Annotated in this window: 11 protein-coding genes; 6 read left to right on the top strand and 5 right to left on the bottom strand. The window is 40.6% G+C overall.

Annotated features, from left to right (window positions below):
• Together NIE88_RS02560 and NIE88_RS02555 are read right to left on the bottom strand one after the other, a co-directional pair.
• Complete coding sequence (locus tag NIE88_RS02560) at positions 1-483, bottom strand: PTS sugar transporter subunit IIB (RefSeq protein WP_253058587.1); 483 nt, start codon at positions 481-483, stop codon at positions 1-3.
• Between the two features lie 31 nt (positions 484-514).
• Entirely contained in the window at positions 515-922 is a 408-nt protein-coding gene (locus tag NIE88_RS02555; protein WP_253058385.1) for a PTS sugar transporter subunit IIA, read from the bottom strand.
• Between the two features lie 309 nt (positions 923-1,231).
• On the opposite strand from NIE88_RS02555, the gene NIE88_RS02550 reads away from it, so the two are divergent.
• Positions 1,232-2,035 (top strand): hypothetical protein, encoded by an 804-nt coding sequence (locus NIE88_RS02550; protein ID WP_253058384.1) that lies wholly within the window; start codon positions 1,232-1,234, stop codon positions 2,033-2,035.
• Positions 2,036-2,085: 50 nt separating this feature from the next.
• Here NIE88_RS02550 and NIE88_RS02545 read toward each other — a convergent pair whose 3' ends face one another.
• Complete coding sequence (locus NIE88_RS02545; RefSeq protein WP_253058382.1) at positions 2,086-4,839, bottom strand: sigma 54-interacting transcriptional regulator; 2,754 nt, start codon at positions 4,837-4,839, stop codon at positions 2,086-2,088.
• Between the two features lie 439 nt (positions 4,840-5,278).
• Here NIE88_RS02545 and NIE88_RS02540 point away from each other — a divergent pair, with 439 nt between their 5' ends.
• On the top strand, positions 5,279-6,535 hold the full coding sequence (locus NIE88_RS02540) for an MFS transporter (RefSeq protein WP_253058376.1): 1,257 nt from the start codon (positions 5,279-5,281) through the stop codon (positions 6,533-6,535).
• Positions 6,536-6,709: 174 nt separating this feature from the next.
• Here NIE88_RS02540 and kduI read toward each other — a convergent pair whose 3' ends face one another.
• Positions 6,710-7,540, bottom strand: a complete 831-nt coding sequence (kduI, locus tag NIE88_RS02535; RefSeq protein ID WP_253058585.1) for a 5-dehydro-4-deoxy-D-glucuronate isomerase — start codon at positions 7,538-7,540, stop codon at positions 6,710-6,712.
• A gap of 483 nt (positions 7,541-8,023) precedes the next feature.
• On the opposite strand from kduI, the gene NIE88_RS02530 reads away from it, so the two are divergent.
• A complete protein-coding gene (locus NIE88_RS02530) occupies positions 8,024-9,622 on the top strand; it encodes a glycoside hydrolase family 43 protein (RefSeq protein WP_253058374.1) in 1,599 nt (532 codons plus the stop codon).
• Positions 9,623-9,808: 186 nt separating this feature from the next.
• Here NIE88_RS02530 and NIE88_RS02525 read toward each other — a convergent pair whose 3' ends face one another.
• Positions 9,809-10,789 (bottom strand): AraC family transcriptional regulator, encoded by a 981-nt coding sequence (locus NIE88_RS02525; RefSeq protein ID WP_253058372.1) that lies wholly within the window; start codon positions 10,787-10,789, stop codon positions 9,809-9,811.
• Between the two features lie 353 nt (positions 10,790-11,142).
• Here NIE88_RS02525 and NIE88_RS02520 point away from each other — a divergent pair, with 353 nt between their 5' ends.
• From NIE88_RS02520 to NIE88_RS02510, 3 genes are read left to right on the top strand one after another with little or no spacing between them, the layout of a single operon-like run.
• Entirely contained in the window at positions 11,143-12,489 is a 1,347-nt protein-coding gene (locus tag NIE88_RS02520) for an MFS transporter (protein WP_253058370.1), read from the top strand.
• A gap of 36 nt (positions 12,490-12,525) precedes the next feature.
• Entirely contained in the window at positions 12,526-14,502 is a 1,977-nt protein-coding gene (locus NIE88_RS02515) for a glycoside hydrolase family 127 protein (protein WP_253058368.1), read from the top strand.
• Between the two features lie 50 nt (positions 14,503-14,552).
• A complete protein-coding gene (locus NIE88_RS02510; RefSeq protein WP_253058366.1) occupies positions 14,553-16,349 on the top strand; it encodes a CBM35 domain-containing protein in 1,797 nt (598 codons plus the stop codon).
• The last annotated feature ends 647 nt before the right edge of the window (positions 16,350-16,996 follow it).

Here is a 16,996-nt window from a genome sequence, read left to right as displayed (position 1 = left end):
TCAATTACCTCCCATCAACTTTTTCAGAGATTTTTTGGAATCGGAAGGAAGCGGCTGATAACTAAAATCAAAACCAAGTTCAAATAGTTTATTAAAGATTTCCTTGTCATTTTGACCCACGTACACAGTGTCCGTAATTTTTTCCTTACTTTCGAGATTACCAGCGACACGACCATAATTTGCAATATTAAGATCAGGCTTTTCATGAATTTTAGTTAACAAGCGATATAAGTCATCCGGTGTATTCGTAACCACCAATATTCTCATTTTTTCTGAGCGTGGATCGTTGATTAAAGTCGCCGCTTTATCAACCGGAAATACGAATGCTTGAATTGACGCCGGTGCCGCCATTTTTAATGCGCTTACCTGAAGTTCATTTTTCGCAACTTCATCACTGACAACAATAATTCTGCTGACATTGAGTTGTTTCGACCACATGACCGCAACCTGTCCGTGAATCAGTCGGTCATCAATTCGTGCCATTACAATCACTTATCATTCACCCCTTTATTAATTAAAAAAATTGTTCATCATTCTGTGCTCTTTGTTCAAGAATCACCTCCTTTATCGCTTCACGTGCATGACCGATTAATGCAACCAAATCAACTTCTTGATCTTCAGGAATAAGTACCAATTCAAGTAAGAGCGAAAGATTAACACCTCCGACCAATTTTACATGCTTATGAGTCAGCAATTGTGTCGCTGCGTTGCACATGCTTCCACCAACTAAATCTGCCAGAATGATTACTTCGGAAGCTGTTTCAACCTGTTTTTCAATTTCCGGCAGCAGATCTGCGGGATTGTTGCCCGGCAGTAACCCATATGCATAAAGATTTTCATGCTTGCCTGTAATCATCTCTACGGACCTTTTCAGTCCTTCTGCAAAAAGATTGTGAGAAATTACAATAATTTTTCTGCCCATCTTAGCACCTTCCCTAGTATTCTTGCCTTACATCTTCTAGCAAGCAATTTCCATGCCATTTTTGTGTCGATGATCTCTCCCTTGAAAGGGATTACATTCCGGACGTTGTCGACAGAAAAAGGTTAATGATCGTTTTATATCGACAGAAACCTGCTGTTCATTTTTACGCAACTGATCAACACTTATACTTTTTTCTTGTTTCTCCTTAGCGCCCACCTTAAAATAGGAGCGAATGATTGTCTCATTACTTTCATCACTCACCACCATTGTAAGCGAATACAATTAATAACACTGAAAGAAGGTTGACGGATGCCAAGCATAACTCTGAAATTAGTTAACACAGACGGGGAAATTAAGAAAAGCAGGAGCGGAGAACAACACACGTACCTTGATTTCATCGGATCATTTGAGAAAGGAGATCTGCTTAAAATATCGGTAGATGAGCCGGGGCAGTATCTCATGGTTCAGGCTGATGAAGCTTTGAATCCTTCACTTATCTATCTAAAAGAACAGGAGTGGACATACCACTATCCGCTGAGTGAGGAAGAACTGCGCGCCTTCCCTAAAAATGCGTTCATCGGTGAAAAAAAGTACATGCATGCTCGTTTTGCTGAAGAAGACGAGATCAACAGATACAGAAATCTCGCCTTAAATCCTCATGATCAAAAACAGGATTCAGGCGGGTATCCTCATGCATGGGCTAATGTAGAAACAAGAAACGATTCAACTTTTTTTGCACGTAATGCGATTGATGGTATCATTGCCAACGAAAGTCACGGATCCTATCCCTACCAGTCATGGGGAATCAATAAAAAGGCCGATGCGTTCCTCCAGCTCGAGTTTGGAAGAAGGGTGCACGTTGATCGGATGGCACTCATTTTAAGAGGCGACTATCCGCATGACAGCTATTGGACTCAGGTGACTGCCGAGTTCTCCGATGGTACAGAAGAAGTATTAAAGCTTGTGAAAGTTCATGAAGCACAAGTTTTCTCAATTGCACCACGTGACATTGAATGGCTGAAATTGAAAAATCTGATCAAAAATGATGACGATTCTCCATTTCCGGCCTTAACAGAATTAGAAGTATACGGAGATAACCATACATCAATTTAACGCTTGGGAGCACAGCATAAAAAAGACTTGCTAAAATAAGCAAGTCTTTTTTACTGGTCAAAGATAATATTCTGAAGATAATCCAGTTCACGTTCACCGACCGTTACATTGTAGGCGTTCTCAAGAGGGAGCAGTGCAGTTTGAATCAATTTTATCTGTTCTTCATACTTTTTTCCTTTTTTCTTAAAAGGTAAAGCTTCAGGCTGCGGTATGTGTCGGATAAGCCGCTCAACCAAGCTGCTCGTATGAATATATAGAATTGATTTTCGGCTATTGCTCATTTGAAAATTACCATTCCGCTCAAGTGAGTTTATCATTTCGTCAACATAACCAATCATCTTTTTGACATCCAGGATTGTGATCGCCGGCAAAAGGCGCTCGACAGACAGATTGCGAACAAAATTATCGTTAATGATCTTTAAAAGTCTCGGATCACTGACTGTTGGAAATAAGGCCTTAATCCGTTCCATTCCGCGACTTGAGACCAGTTCCTCTAATGCAATGTAAGGAATACCGTCAATTTTTGGATCAGATGTACCAATAATTCCCGTGATTTGGTATTGTTTTAAAAGTGGAAAATTGGTCTTATAGGTTGACAATGTGTGCAAGTCAACCGCCTCAATTCGATAACTGATTTCAGAAGGCAGACTGCCGAGTAAAAATTCTCTTAACTTTCTCGCAGCGCCAACTCCTGATGAACAGGAGGTGATAATCATTGGTTCTTTGTTTTTTTTAGGAAAACCAAGCTTATGCTGAATTGGAATATCATTTTTCAGACGGCTGTCAATTTCCTCAATCGGCCGATTTTTTTTGATCATCTCACCTGTAAGGAGCACGGACTGTGTTGATACGTTATTGGCAACCAATAGAGGACCGTTGATTTTATCTTTCAGTTTGTCAAAAATAATCATTAAAGAACCCATGTCAACCAGTACAACCAGACCATTTGAACAATCAAGCTCCTTGATGTAATAATCCATATATTCCTCAACCTTTTCCAGAGGTACATTGAACGGCATATCAAATGAATCAAAGATTTTTTCATTTAAAAAACGGTTCACCACATCTGCTATACTGCTAGCAGTCGAAAAACCATGTGCAAGTACCACACTGTGCATTCTTTGTCGAGAATGGGTTATATCAAGGTTGGTTAGAAAATAAAGTAAAATAATCCAATCGTTAGCATCAAGTAAAAAATCCATTCGTGCTTCAAGTAAATCACTGATCGATTTCAAAAGTTTCGATTCGTTGACCAGCTTTCTCTTCAAAAAATCAATTAATTCATCCCGAATTTTCTCATAGCATTCATCAATTTGAATGGTAAAATCATTCCTGCTATAGATATAATGAGTCAAAACAATCAAAGTATTTCCATTCAATTTAATTAAGTAATTATGTTCAAGAAATTTGGCAATTTCCTGAATGACACCTGAAATATACTTAAGGATCGTTTCCTGCCTGTTCACGCCATCTCGATGAATGAGCATTTCCATCGTCGTCCCAACTTCCATAGATGACTGATGGAGAAAAAATTCCTCTTTGACCTCGCCCTCTGCGTACTTTTGGAAGAGATTAATCAGAATTTTCATCAACTCGTTAAGTATATTTTTTTGAGGAAAATCAGCCTTGAGAAAATCAGAAACATGACTTGTCGGAGTTATGACCGTTTTCTGCGTGTTTTCCTTCTCTAAATCACGAACGGTCAAAAATTGCTGATACAGACTCTCAGGAATGTCCTGACCATTGATCGAAATCAGCTCATTATCTGGATTCTTGCTCAGTGCATTCGCACAAATCAACCGAACATTGTTTTCCAATTCCCCCACATTATCACTGTATTGCAGGTTACTGAGCCGGTTAATGACCCATGTACTGATATGAAGCGGCCGATTCATTTTTTTTGCTTCTTCAATAAAAAAATGATAAATAAAATACTGAACTTCCTTTAGTGAACGTTGGCTAAGTGGAGGAATCTCCACCGTCATCGGAATACGGCGTAAAAAAGTGCGCAGAAAATTGGCCTGGAGACTCTCAGTTGTTGCAAAAATAATACGCACCCGGCTCTTGTGCCTCGTTTTACTTTCACCCATCCGTTGGAAATAACCTTTATCCATAAATGTAAAGAACTTTTCCTGACTTTCGGCATCGAGTCGATGACATTCATCAAGAAATAGAACTCCTCCGTCTGCCGCCTCCAACATCCCTACTTTGTCGTGATCTGCTCCTGTAAAAGCGCCTTTCACATAGCCAAATAGATTGCTCGTCAACAGTTCCGGATTGTGAAAATATTGTGAACAATTCAATTCAATGAATGGTGCCGATTGATCCAAAAGCTTTCTTTCAATACAATATTTATAAGTCAATCGCGCGAACATGCTTTTTCCAACACCGGTTTCACCGATGAAAATCATCGGCAATCCCGATCCCGGATAAAAAACAGAGGTCTTAATTTGGTCAATGACACCTTTCAAGCTGAGATCGTGTCCAATAATATTCGAAAAAAAGGATTTTCCACCCTTTTCCTCAGGGTTATCATTTAGCAATTCTTCAAATGAATTGTACATGTCCTTAAGTGGCATAAAAAAATGACGTTTCATCGCATCGGTACTATAAAAGTAAGCAGGCCTTGTTTTGATTTTAATACATTTCCGCTCGGCAACCAGTTCATTCAAATATTGACTGACTGTATTACGTTTAATGGGCAACCGTTTACAGATCTCTTCAGTAGTCAGGTTCGGATTGGGACCCAGTTGCTTGCAATCTTCGGTCTCCTTCGTTAGCAACGCAAGTATCTGATCTTTCATAATATCATTCACCACCTTATCATACGATCCAGTTATGCCCATTCAACCAAGATCAAAACAGGATCAGATGTATTATTAAATCGTAAATCAGCACCATTGTATCCGTTTTCAAAAATATTCAAAGAGACAAGTAATACATTTCTCATCGATGAATTAGAATTTGCTTGTCCCTTCTAATAACTCGAACTTAGTATAGAAACAGATTGATTCTCTTGTCAAGCGATCTAGTCCACCTACTTAAAGCTTCATAAGCACTATCCTGTTTTTTAGATTGTGAAAAAAAGAATAATCATGTATGCTTATTAATGAAATCGCTTTCCATTTATAGAAAGCGTTTTTATATATATTCTATTACGCATTTCGAGGCTCATTCAATACCTTGGCGGAAAACTGTTACGGCTGCCTGGATCACATACCTTTATTGAAGAAGGGATCTCTTATGACGAACGTATTGAAAAAAAAGACCAGCATTAAAACATACGTGACAAGTTCACTATTCCAGATCATTGCGGAACAGATTTTTATATTCGGCAGTATTTGGTGGGTCTTACAGAATAGCCATTCCTTTATAGCAATGGGCGTACTTCTGTTTATTACACCGGCAGTCCAATTTCTAATCTCATTTTTTAACGTTCACTTATCACTGGTGATTCGAAAACGACCTGTTTTACTAACGGTTCATTTCATTCAATTAATTGTGTTAATCGCTTTTACATTTCTGTTCTTCAAATCAGCAATTTCCTATCCATTACTGATTGCTCTGATCCTTGGGATCGCTGTTCTTGATGCATTGTTTCCCCCACTATCACAGGCACTATTGATTGAAGCGACAGATGAAGATAATCAAATCGCCGCAAGCGGACTGCAGCAAGTCATCAGACAGATTGCGCCAATCATTGGTCCGGCAATTGCCGGTGCGCTCATTTATTGGCGTGGTCTTGATTTATTATTTATTGTCATCGTCTTCATCCAGATCTTTAATATTATTGGTACGTTCACGCTTCACCCATCTTCAATACGTCCAAAAAAAACGCAGATTAAGCCATCTGTTTCCTTTGGAGAAATTTTCGGTCAAATTTATCAGCAATTTTATCTTGGGTTAAAAACAGTATTCAGCAGCACTCATTTAAGGCATATCATGATTGTCACCATGCTCATTAATTTTGCGGCTGTCGGACCTTTAACTGTACTCTTCCCAGCAATCTCGTTCCGGTTAAATCATTCTCCCGCAGGCTTCAGCGGATTGTTTGTCATTCTCGGAATCGGTTCATTCTGGGCAATGTCTGCGTCCAGCATGCTCCGACGGCTAGGACATCAAGCTGTTTTCACGTTTCTATTTTCAGCATCCGTTGGTGTGACGCTTATCTTTCTGAACTGGGGGAATCAATGGATCTTTGCGACAGTCATGGTTTTCGCTTACAGCTTCTTGCTGACATGGAGTAACATGCTGATCTTTAACTTCATCCATATGATCACCAATAATGATGAGTTTGAGGAGGTTGTGGGAACCATAACAACGGCTGCTTCTATCGTTCAGCTGGTCTCTATTCTTGTCTGTGGCTTTATTGCCGACCAACTTGGTATTTCTCTGACACTTGGGATCGGAGGCGGATTGCTAGCTGTGGTTTCTATTGGTTTCGCACTGTTGCCCCCTTTTGTCGGCATCCCTAACTCTACGGCTGCTCCCAAAAGATAATTGGATATCCACCACGGATTGCAACACGCATCGCTAACTTAGTGATAGCGAGAGGATACTCCGCGTAACCTCTCGCTATTTTTGTCTGCAGTAAAAAAGTGTCGGAAGATGGAAAGGCTCTCCCGACACTTTTTCAGACTCTCTTGTTGCGGTCACGGTGCACGCAGCAATTATTTATTTCAATCTGTCCATTGAAACAAAATCCATATCATCATAAGTAATGTTTTCACCGCACATAGCCCAGATAAACGTGTAGTTCTTTGTGGCTACACCACAGTGAATGGACCAGCTTGGTGAAATCACTGCTTGTTCATTCGAAACAACCAAATGCTTGGTTTCTTCGGGAGTCCCCATGAAATGGAAAACACGTGTATCTTCATCCATGTCAAAATATAGATAGGTTTCCATCCGACGTTCATGTGTATGGCATGGCATGGTGTTCCATGAGCTTCCTGGTGACAGGACCGTATACCCCATCTGCAGCTGACAGCTTTCGCAGATGTTCGGATGAATATATTGATAGATTTTGCGCTCATTCAATGAAAGTGATTCGCCGGTTTCTCTCGGTTTAATATCATCAATGCTAATTTTGACATTGGGATATTTGTGATGCGCCGGTGTCGAGACAATATAAAATTTAGCAGGATTCTCTGCATCATCGGAGCGGAATTCCACATTTTTTGTCCCTTTACCGATATAGTAGCCATCCTGCTTTTTCATGCTGTCCGTTTCACCATCGATCGAGATCGTACCCGGGCCACCAATATTAATTACGCCTAATTCTCGTCTTTCAAGGAAGTAGTCCACACCTAACTCTTTTGTCAGGTGAACACTCAAAGGCTCACTGATTGGGGTCACTCCGCCAAAGATCTGCCGGTCATTATGTGTATACGTTAACACAACTTTTCCAGGTTCGAAGATCTTTTCAACGAGAAATTCTCTGCGCAGATCCTCCGTTGAATAATGGCGTATATCTACCGGGCTGTGGGTGTACCGTGTTTCCAGGTTTTGTGTTGCCATAGTATATTTCCTCCTCACATTTTTTTCTAATGAACCTCGTTTGTTTCTTTATAATAAATCGTATATTTAAAAAAGAAACATTTTGGTTACAATCCTATGATACGTCTTTTAGCTAGCGCTTTCAAGCAATTATAAACTACGTTTAGAAAAAGCTTGCAAACAAAGATACAGACTCTATGAGTGATGTCTTCCATTACAACTTTTTGTTTATGCAAAATACTGTGTCGTAACCAATACAAAATTAGCAAATTTGTGAAAAACTATAAAATAGGGTACAAAATGATTAATTGTTGTATTATGATAAACTATGTATCCTATATAGATCCTTGATTTTTTAACTCGTCTTGATTATCGACATTTGAGTCACACAACTATTGATCCTTTTAGATTTATTAACTGTTTTTGTAAGCGATTTATAACCAGGTTGCTCTATTGGTCATTTAAAAATTTTTTGTTCCGGAGGTTATGATGAAGATACAAAATCCGATTATCAGTGGTTTCCATCCTGATCCATGTATTTGTCGCGTCGAGGATACCTATTATTTGGCAACATCAACATTCGAATGGTATCCAGGAGTAGAGATTCTCAGCTCACACGATTTGGCTCACTGGACAATTGTCTCGCGGCCTTTGATTGACAAGAAACATTTGAATCTGCGCGGTATTCCGGACAGTGCAGGAATTTGGGCACCCGCCCTGTCCTATTCGGATGGGAAATTTTGGCTTGTCTATACCATCGCTTATCAAATCGATGGCAATTACAAAGACGTTAAAAATTATCTAACAACAAGCAGCACGATCAACGGTGAATGGTCTGACCCGATCTTTTTGAACGCATCCGGCTTTGATCCATCGCTTTTTCATGATGATGATGGTAAGAAATATATTATTAATCCGCGCTGGGATTACCGTCCGCTTCCAAGTAAAACAAAGTTCAGCGGACTAGTACTTCAGGAATATGATCTGATGGACCGAAAACTGATCAGTGAACCTGTACTGATCCATAAAGGCAGTGCAGTGGGCGGAACAGAAGGACCGCATCTGATGAAAAAGGATGGCTGGTATTATATTCTGGCTGCGGAAGGCGGAACTGGACGGCATCATTCAATCAGCGTCAGTCGTTCAAAAAATCTGTTCGGCCCTTATGAACTGTCGCCATTTTCACCACTGATAACTGCTTACCACTATCCTGATAATCCACTTCAAAAATCGGGTCACGGCAATTTAGTTCAATCCCCGACTGGTGACTGGTATCTTGTCCATCTGTGTTCAAGATATTACGGTTCCGGACAGTTTTCACCTCTTGGAAGAGAAACTGCTTTGCAGGAGATCGTCTGGGAATATGGCTGGCCACGTTTGAGACACGGGAGTAATGAGCCTCAGGTAACCGTTCAAGTTCCAGAATCTTCGGAGACAGAAACGAACGGCGGGGGTACGACAAACAATACGTATGAAACTTTTGAAAAGCCAACATTGGGGGCTGAATGGATAACTCTGCGCACACCGTTTGAAGAAAAAATTTCATTGATCGAAAATCCGGGAAAATTAAGAATACACGGTGGAGACAGCCTGACATCAGTGTTTAACCAGTCATTAGTCGCCAGACGCTGGCAATCTGTCAATTTCCTTGCTGAAACCTCTTTAGACTTCAATCCCGAGACCTATCAGCAGCTTGCCGGACTCGTGTGTTATTATAATACCAAGTGCTGGATATTTTTAGGTGTGTCACGTGATGAGCACAGTGGTCGGCGAGTCGTATCAATCACAACCAATGACAATGGAACGATCACAGAACCACTTAGAGGCCTTTACGGCTACCTGAATGATTCCGAACCAGTTTTTCTTCAAATGAATGTACAAAATGCGAAAATACGCTGCCTGTACGGCACCGACGGTCGCTCATTTACCCCTCTGGGCGAGTGGTTTGACGGACAGAAGCTTTCCGATCAGCATGTATCCGGCTGGGCCTATACGGGAGCTGTTGTTGGCCTGACGGCTATTGATTTTGATACAAAGAACAGCTATGCAGATTTTGACTATTTTCAATACAAGGAAACGCAAAAATAATAGTCACGAGAAAACTGTTAAGCGTCGTAAAGAATAAGAACGTTTATTTCCAATTATTTGAGTATCCGACTTCAATTCGTTGACAACATCACATCGAAAAATACACTGCCTGATAGCACGAAATGATAATGATGGTAAAACTACGATTTATCAAAAGAGCGGTTCTTCCGAATTTGCCACATTTTTTTAATTTTCATTAAGGTATTTTAAATTTTTTGGAGCTCCAGGATCCCGATCGATATCCAACTTTTGCGTAACCTCTTCTGGAATGGGTAGCACTGGATCAATCACCTGATTATTATGATAAACCTTCTGATATAAACTTCTGAATGAACTGGGGGTTACCCCGCTTATCCGCTTAAATTGCTTCATGAATAATTTATCATCGGAGAAATATGAATAATGACCAATTTCTTTAATCGATAAATTTGTTCGAATCAATAAAGCTTGAGCGGTTTGAACCTTTAGATGAATCATGTAATGCTTAGGTGACATTCCAACATATTTTTTAAACAGTCTAGAGACATACTGTTGATTTAACTTAGTTTCCTTTGCGATATCAGCGAGAGTTGGTGATCGATAAATATTTGTTCTGATCCATTCCTTTAACTGGTTCACAACCGTTTTGTTTTTGTCCTCGAAATTGGTTTTATTTGCTAAGTTTGCCATCTGTATCAAAATTAAAGTCATCAAAAGATTTTGTTGCTCCTGACTGTACATGCCCGACGAATCAACTGCGAGAAGTTGATGGGTTAAGATCAATAGATCACGCGTATCTTGAAAATGGTAGCTGGTTTGAATGACTAAATTCTTGGGCCTGTCATCAGCATTATGTGTTAATTCATTACGATCCTGTTCGAGTTTTACCTTCTGGTGTAAATGATGATTTTCGGGTAATAGGAAGTGCAGCCAATAAAATTCAATTGGGTTGGAAGATGGGACCGTTCCTTTCATAGGTGTATAGGGAGGCACAATTAAAAGATCATGCTCATTTAGTGTGGCACTTTCATTTCCGATCAATAAATTAATGGGGCCTTTAACGCAAATAATCAATTCATAATCCCCCCGATGATAGCGAGCCTTATGCTTCCAGCCCGCATCCGCTGAAAAGTTACCACCAATCATAAACATGACAACTTCATTTTTGGCAAATGTTATTTCATTCACGATAATAGCTCCTTCTCATTTAAATTGTTGAACTATAAAAACATCAAAAAAATACACCAAACATCTTGGTTTATTCACTGATAATAGTTGGTTTAACATCTTATCTATTTGTAACCATTATGTTCACTGAAAAAATGATCTTATTAAGAACTATATGACTATATAAACATTCTAACATCTTTTATGAAAGCGTTTTAAAAAAAGTTTATTTTTGACACCATATGTATATATTTTTAAGTTTTTATGTTTTTATGTAATCGTTATCATATAGGTGTGATCACGAAATAAGCCGGTTGGAAATTTAGTTAACAGCTATCTACTCAAGTTTTATGATACGAAGGGGAGTTGTTCAATTGCTTAAAAAACATAAGCTATTCTTTTCAGCAGATAATATGGCGGGCGCAATTCCTGCTGCTCATGTTAATCCTGACACATTGTCGCCTGAAACCGGCAAACCATTTTCAAGGCTCACTGTATTTCGTTTTCTCGCAGCGTTCGTCATTTATGCCGTGTTAAACAATGCCGCTTTTACGATTAACGGCGGTAACTTGCTGCCGCAACACTTAAAGGATGTTGGAATGGTAAATCCAACGGCTGCATACGGAATTATCACTTCCGTAACATCGCTCGTTTCACTCTTTGCCGGTTATATCTGGGGAACTTTATCCGACAGAACCAAATCTCGATTTGGTAAGCGGACCCCATGGATTTTCTGGGGATCAATCGTTGCCGGTATCGGTCTTTACTTATTAGGATCATTCCAAACAACGTTAAATTTGACCTTGGCATACTGCTTTAATACGTTAGGTCAAAATGCGATTCAAACGCCAATGTATGCTTTCCTAGCAGACAGGGTACCTAAGAATGTTCGTGGTACTCTATCAGCCGGTCTTGGTGCCACATCAGTTGGCTTACCTATTGGCCAGTTTATCAGTTCCTACTTCCTGGGACAATCATACCAAAATGTCGGTTTTATTGTCGGTGGGGTCTTAATTGCTTTGTCTGGATTGCTTGCCCTTGCCATTATTCCACGTGAGCCATCATCAAAGACTGCTGACTTCCAACAAGGAAAAGGTATTAGAGACGTCTTAATTACTTTGTTACCGCCAAAGTTTGAAGGCGCCCACGACTTTTACAAATCGTGTGCCGGGCGTTTCCTAATTATGACTAGTTATACGATGGTGATGCAATATCTGCTCTATATTCTAGAAAACTACCTTGGACAGTCAACGTTAGCCGCGGCTCAATCAATGAACCGTCTATCGATGTTTACACTTGTGGTTTCACTGGTTGGTTTAGTAATTTCCGGCCCAATGTCAGATTACATTAAACGTCGAAAGATGCCGATCATTTCCGGTGGAATTTTAATGATCATCGGCACCCTTGTCCCACTCTTTGTTAAGTCAACCAACGGTATCATTGCATATGCAATCCTGGCAGGACTTGGATACGGTGTTTACTTAGCAGTTGATGGTGCCCTGAATATGGACGTTATTCCCGAACAAGCAAAAATTGATAAAAACACGGGTAAATATATTGGATTTAGTAACCTGACAAACACCCTTGGACTAACCGCCGCTCCAATGGCAACCTCATTTATTGTGACAGCAACAAACGATTATACGTTAGCATTTATCGTATCAATTGCTGCCACTGTGATCGGTATCTTCTTCATCTTGGCAATTAAGAATGTGAAATAAGCTTATAACAAAACTATATTAAAGGATGGATTTAACATGAAAGAATTAACTAAGCTTCAATTAGCATACGTACAAATCACTTCAAATTTTTGGAAGCGCTATCGTGACTTAATCGCGCAGGATGCCGTCCCTTTCCAATGGGATATGATCAATGACAAAGGAAAGATGGATATTACTAATGCTGCCGCGGCGGGAGGTGCTGCCGACCGTAGTGGTGCGATTGCAAATTTGAAAATCGCTGCCGGTCGAATGAACGGCCATCATTTTGGCTATCCATTCCAAGACACTGATGTCTACAAATGGCTAGAAACCGTCGCTTATGTTTTAAAGTATCATCCAGATGACAAGCTAAAAACAGAAGCTGACTGGACTGTCGATTTAATTGCTGATGCACAGGATGATGATGGCTATCTGTCCACCTACTTCCAAATAGAAGCTCCGGAAAGAAAATTTAAACGACTTCAACAGTCCCACGAATTATATTCAATGGGTCACTACATCGAAGCCGGTGTTGCCTATCATAAAGCAACCGGCAATAAAACTGCCCTACATGTTGCTGAAAAGATGGCCGCTTGCATTAACAGCCACTTTGGATCAGAAGCCGGCAAGATTCACGGCTATGATGGTCACCCGGAGATCGAATTGGCACTAGCTCAATTGTATGAAACAACTCAGAATGCTGATTATTTAAAGCTAGCGAAATACTTTGTGACTGAAAGAGGCCGAGATCTTGACTTCTTTGACCGACAGAATGAAGCAGACGGTTTGGATAATGATTTCTTCCCAGAGCTGCGCACCATTGGAGAACGTTATTATTTCGCTGACAAACCCATTACCGAACAGGAAGATGCTCACGGACATGCCGTTCGGGTTCTCTACTTTTGTACAGGATTGGCTCACGTTGCCCGGGTTGAAAAGGATCAAAAATTGCTTGATGCCGCTAACCGCTTATGGAATGATATCGTCAAGAAACAGATGTATGTTACGGGAAATGTTGGTCAAACCGTTACTGGTGAAGCATTTACTTACGATTATGATCTGCCGAACGATACGGATTACAGTGAAACATGCGCTTCCGTTTCAATGGCCTTCTTTACAAAGCAGCTGCTTGCAAATGATTTCCAGGGGAAATTTGGTGATGTAATCGAAAAAGAAATTTTTAATGGTGCCTTAAGTGGTATGGCACTCGACGGGAAGCACTATTTTTATGCCAATCCTTTAGAAGCTGATCCAACCGCAAGTGAACTCAATCCGGGCAAGAAACACATTGCAACGCGCAGGTCATCGTGGTTCGCCTGTGCCTGCTGTCCGGCGAATATCACCCGATTGATTGCATCGCTTGATCAGTATCTTTACGAAGTTCGCGATAATACGATTTTATCTCATCAATTTATTGCAAATGACGCAAAGTTTAATAACGGTATTGAAATTAAGCAATCTGGTAATTTCCCATGGGATGGTCATATTAGTTACCAGATTACCAACCCGAGTGAACGTGAATTAACGTTTGGTATCCGAATTCCTGCTTGGAGCCTTGATCATTACAGCGTTGAAGTAGATGGCAGTAAGGTAAACACAACGCTAAATAATGATATTCTCTACCTTACGATTGAGAACGGCAATACGGACATCTCGCTTAATCTCAACATGCAGCCCCATCTGGTTCACGCAAATACTCGAGTCAGCGTAGATGCTTTAAAAGTAGCTGTTCAGCGTGGCCCAATCGTTTATTGTGTTGAAGGCGTTGATAATGAGGAACCGCTTTGGCTATACGTTCTGGATCAGAAGCCATCATTTACGTATGATTATCAACCTAAGCTTTTAGATGGCGTTGAAATTTTAACGACCGATGATGTTTTCCGGTTGAAAATCGATTCGGAAGAAGACTCCCTCTATACCTTCGATCAACCAAGGGGTGCTGACAAGAGTTCACTAACCTTCATTCCTTACTATGCCTGGGCAAATCGGTACGAAAAACAAATGACTGTCTGGTTAAATCAACGTACATTTTAAATCCTTTGATTTGGCTTATCAAAAATATTACTACAAGGAGCGAAATTACGATGAAAAGCAGAGGGCTATCACTTATTACAGCAATTGCAATTGGACTATCCTCCTCTTTTGGAATTGGATTGGGAACTGCGAAGGCAGATTCACCTTCAGTAACTGTCAACACGAAACAAAACATTCGGCCAAATGTTTCGAATTCTGCTGATGATCATGTAGCTTCAGGCGGACTATACGGAATTTCAGATGAAAACACACCAACAGCAAGCTTGCTTTCCCCACTAAAGCCGACCACGTTCACTCAAGCACCGCCTGATGGAATGCAAGTCGGAAAGGGCGCCGGCCAGTTTAATAACGTCGCTCCATTAGTTCATCAAATTGGCGCAAAGCAAATTGTTCGTTTAGCTGATATCTACGATCAATGGCCATACAACTTCAGCAATGAACAAGACTGGTTGGCCAAAGTAAAAAAGATGGTTCAGAGTGCTCAGAATTCAGATTACGCAAATGATATCTATGGCTATGAACTTTGGAATGAACCCAATGGGAATTGGCAGGGCGCCCACGGAAGTAATCCTAACGGAACATGGGGCGACTTCTACAAGATATGGGACGATACTTATCATATCGTGAAGGAACATGCCCCTGATGCCAAGATTGTGGGACCTAGTCTAAGTTACTATAATGACAACTGGCTAAAAGCATTTTTAGCCCATGCTAAAGCAGCTGGAACGCTGCCGGATATTATCAGTTGGCACCAATGGAGTGCGGCGGGATTCAAGAATTCTGTGGCCGCGCTTGACAGTCTTGAAGATAGTCTTGGTATTACGAGACGTAAAATTAGTATCAACGAGTATGCTGCTCCACAAGAGTTAGCCGTTCCCGGACAGATGATCCACTATATTCAAAACTTTGAAAATGCACCTGAATTAGACAGCGCTGACCTTGCCTTTTGGTTCAATTATGGACGCATGGACAACTTGCTAACGGATCAACAAAAGCCAAATGGCGGTTATTGGTTATATAAGTGGTATGCTGACATGTCAGGACAGCTTGATGAAACAAGTACCTACCAAAGTAACGGTGATTTTAGCAGCCTTGCAAATACAACAACTGATAAATCGAAAACCAGTGTCATTTTTGGTGGGACAAATGGGGCAATCACGGTCAAAATTACCGGTTTAGCTGCAAACGTATATGACCGTTCTGCTCATGTGACACTCGAAGAGACCCCATGGTATGGAGTTGATACTCCTGTTAGTGAGCCCAATATTGCGGCAAACGGTGTTTTTAGCATTGAAAACGATTCCATTTCAGTTTCAATTAATAACTTAAAGAAGTCGAGTGCATACCGACTAGTGGTCACGCCGTCAAGCAATGCCGCTACCAATACACTGCAATATACACCAAAATCCCCTTCCGATCCTATTCGAGTGGAAGCTGAAAATAGTACGTTGAGTGGCAAGGCCGTTGTCAACACCGCTAGTTATGCATCTGCTAACCAGTTTGTTGGAACAATTGATACTTCCGAAAGTGGCGTTACGTTCACTGTAAACGCCCCAACAGCTGGTCAATATACAGTTGAGGTCGGTTATGCAAATGGTCCGTTAAATAAACAGAGCACAACAGCAACTGATAAGGTTACGCTTAACGGCGAACTACTAAGCGACATCGTATTTCCACCAACGATTGGTTGGACCAACACCGTCGTTCCAAGCAACAATACGGGTACGCGTCAAATCGTTCAATACGGTACGGTAACTCTGAAACAAGGCGAGAACACGCTCACTTTATCTAAAGATACCAATTATGCCGAGCTAGATTATGCCCAATTTACCCTATTGAAACATTAAGGAGCAATCAAGGCTTATCATACGGTATCTCAACGAATACAACTAAGTAGTTTGTATCAAAGACATTCAGAATAGAATTCCTAGTGTAAGGTCAAATAATGGACACCTTTTCATGATAACTCAATCATACGATGCTATCTCTATCAATTGATCAGGAGGATGATCCATGACACGAGTAGAGCTAGCTACAAACGTTTAGAAAAAGGAACTTTCAATGACCGAAGGCCAATAGCTTAAGTCCTTTTCTATTCATCAAACAACATCGACTCAGCTGGTCCTCGGATGGTCTGTCTATTCAGCAGCGTCAAACACACAAAGAAATCATTGCGCGCACCCCTCTCAAATTTTTAAAGAAATGAGAGACAGGGGTGCGCGTCTTCGATTATAATAAAAAATGGAAAACCGAACGGATTCAAACACACTCACAATTGAAGTATTGCGTGAGAAAGTGATGTGCTGAAGAAACAAAATGCCAAACTGCACTCAAACTGAAAGGGTTCCAAGAACAATTCTGTCTCAGCAAAAACGCCAATTCGATGCTTCGAGCGAAAAGACGCATCCGCAACAGTTAATACTTTAATTATTCAATGAAAGTGAATCAGATCTTAACCTTTTTGAACCGACCGTTGATTACCTATAAACACAAG

The organism is Sporolactobacillus shoreicorticis, assembly GCF_024125445.1.
Lineage (GTDB): Bacteria > Bacillota > Bacilli > Bacillales > Sporolactobacillaceae > Sporolactobacillus > Sporolactobacillus shoreicorticis.
The sequence above is the reverse complement of the archived record's forward strand: the minus strand, read 5'-3'. Positions and strand labels throughout refer to the sequence as shown.

Excerpts from the sequence above, each read along its gene's own strand:
- NIE88_RS02555 (WP_253058385.1), bottom strand. The coding sequence starts at position 922 with ATGGGCAGAAAAATTATTGTAATTTCTCACAATCTTTTTGCAGAAGGA.
- NIE88_RS02545 (WP_253058382.1), bottom strand. The coding sequence starts at position 4,839 with ATGAAAGATCAGATACTTGCGTTGCTAACGAAGGAGACCGAAGATTGC.
- NIE88_RS02540 (WP_253058376.1), top strand. The coding sequence starts at position 5,279 with ATGACGAACGTATTGAAAAAAAAGACCAGCATTAAAACATACGTGACA.
- NIE88_RS02550 (WP_253058384.1), top strand. The coding sequence starts at position 1,232 with ATGCCAAGCATAACTCTGAAATTAGTTAACACAGACGGGGAAATTAAG.
- NIE88_RS02530 (WP_253058374.1), top strand. The coding sequence starts at position 8,024 with ATGAAGATACAAAATCCGATTATCAGTGGTTTCCATCCTGATCCATGT.
- NIE88_RS02515 (WP_253058368.1), top strand. The coding sequence starts at position 12,526 with ATGAAAGAATTAACTAAGCTTCAATTAGCATACGTACAAATCACTTCA.
- NIE88_RS02560 (WP_253058587.1), bottom strand. The coding sequence starts at position 483 with ATGGCACGAATTGATGACCGACTGATTCACGGACAGGTTGCGGTCATG.
- NIE88_RS02510 (WP_253058366.1), top strand. The coding sequence starts at position 14,553 with ATGAAAAGCAGAGGGCTATCACTTATTACAGCAATTGCAATTGGACTA.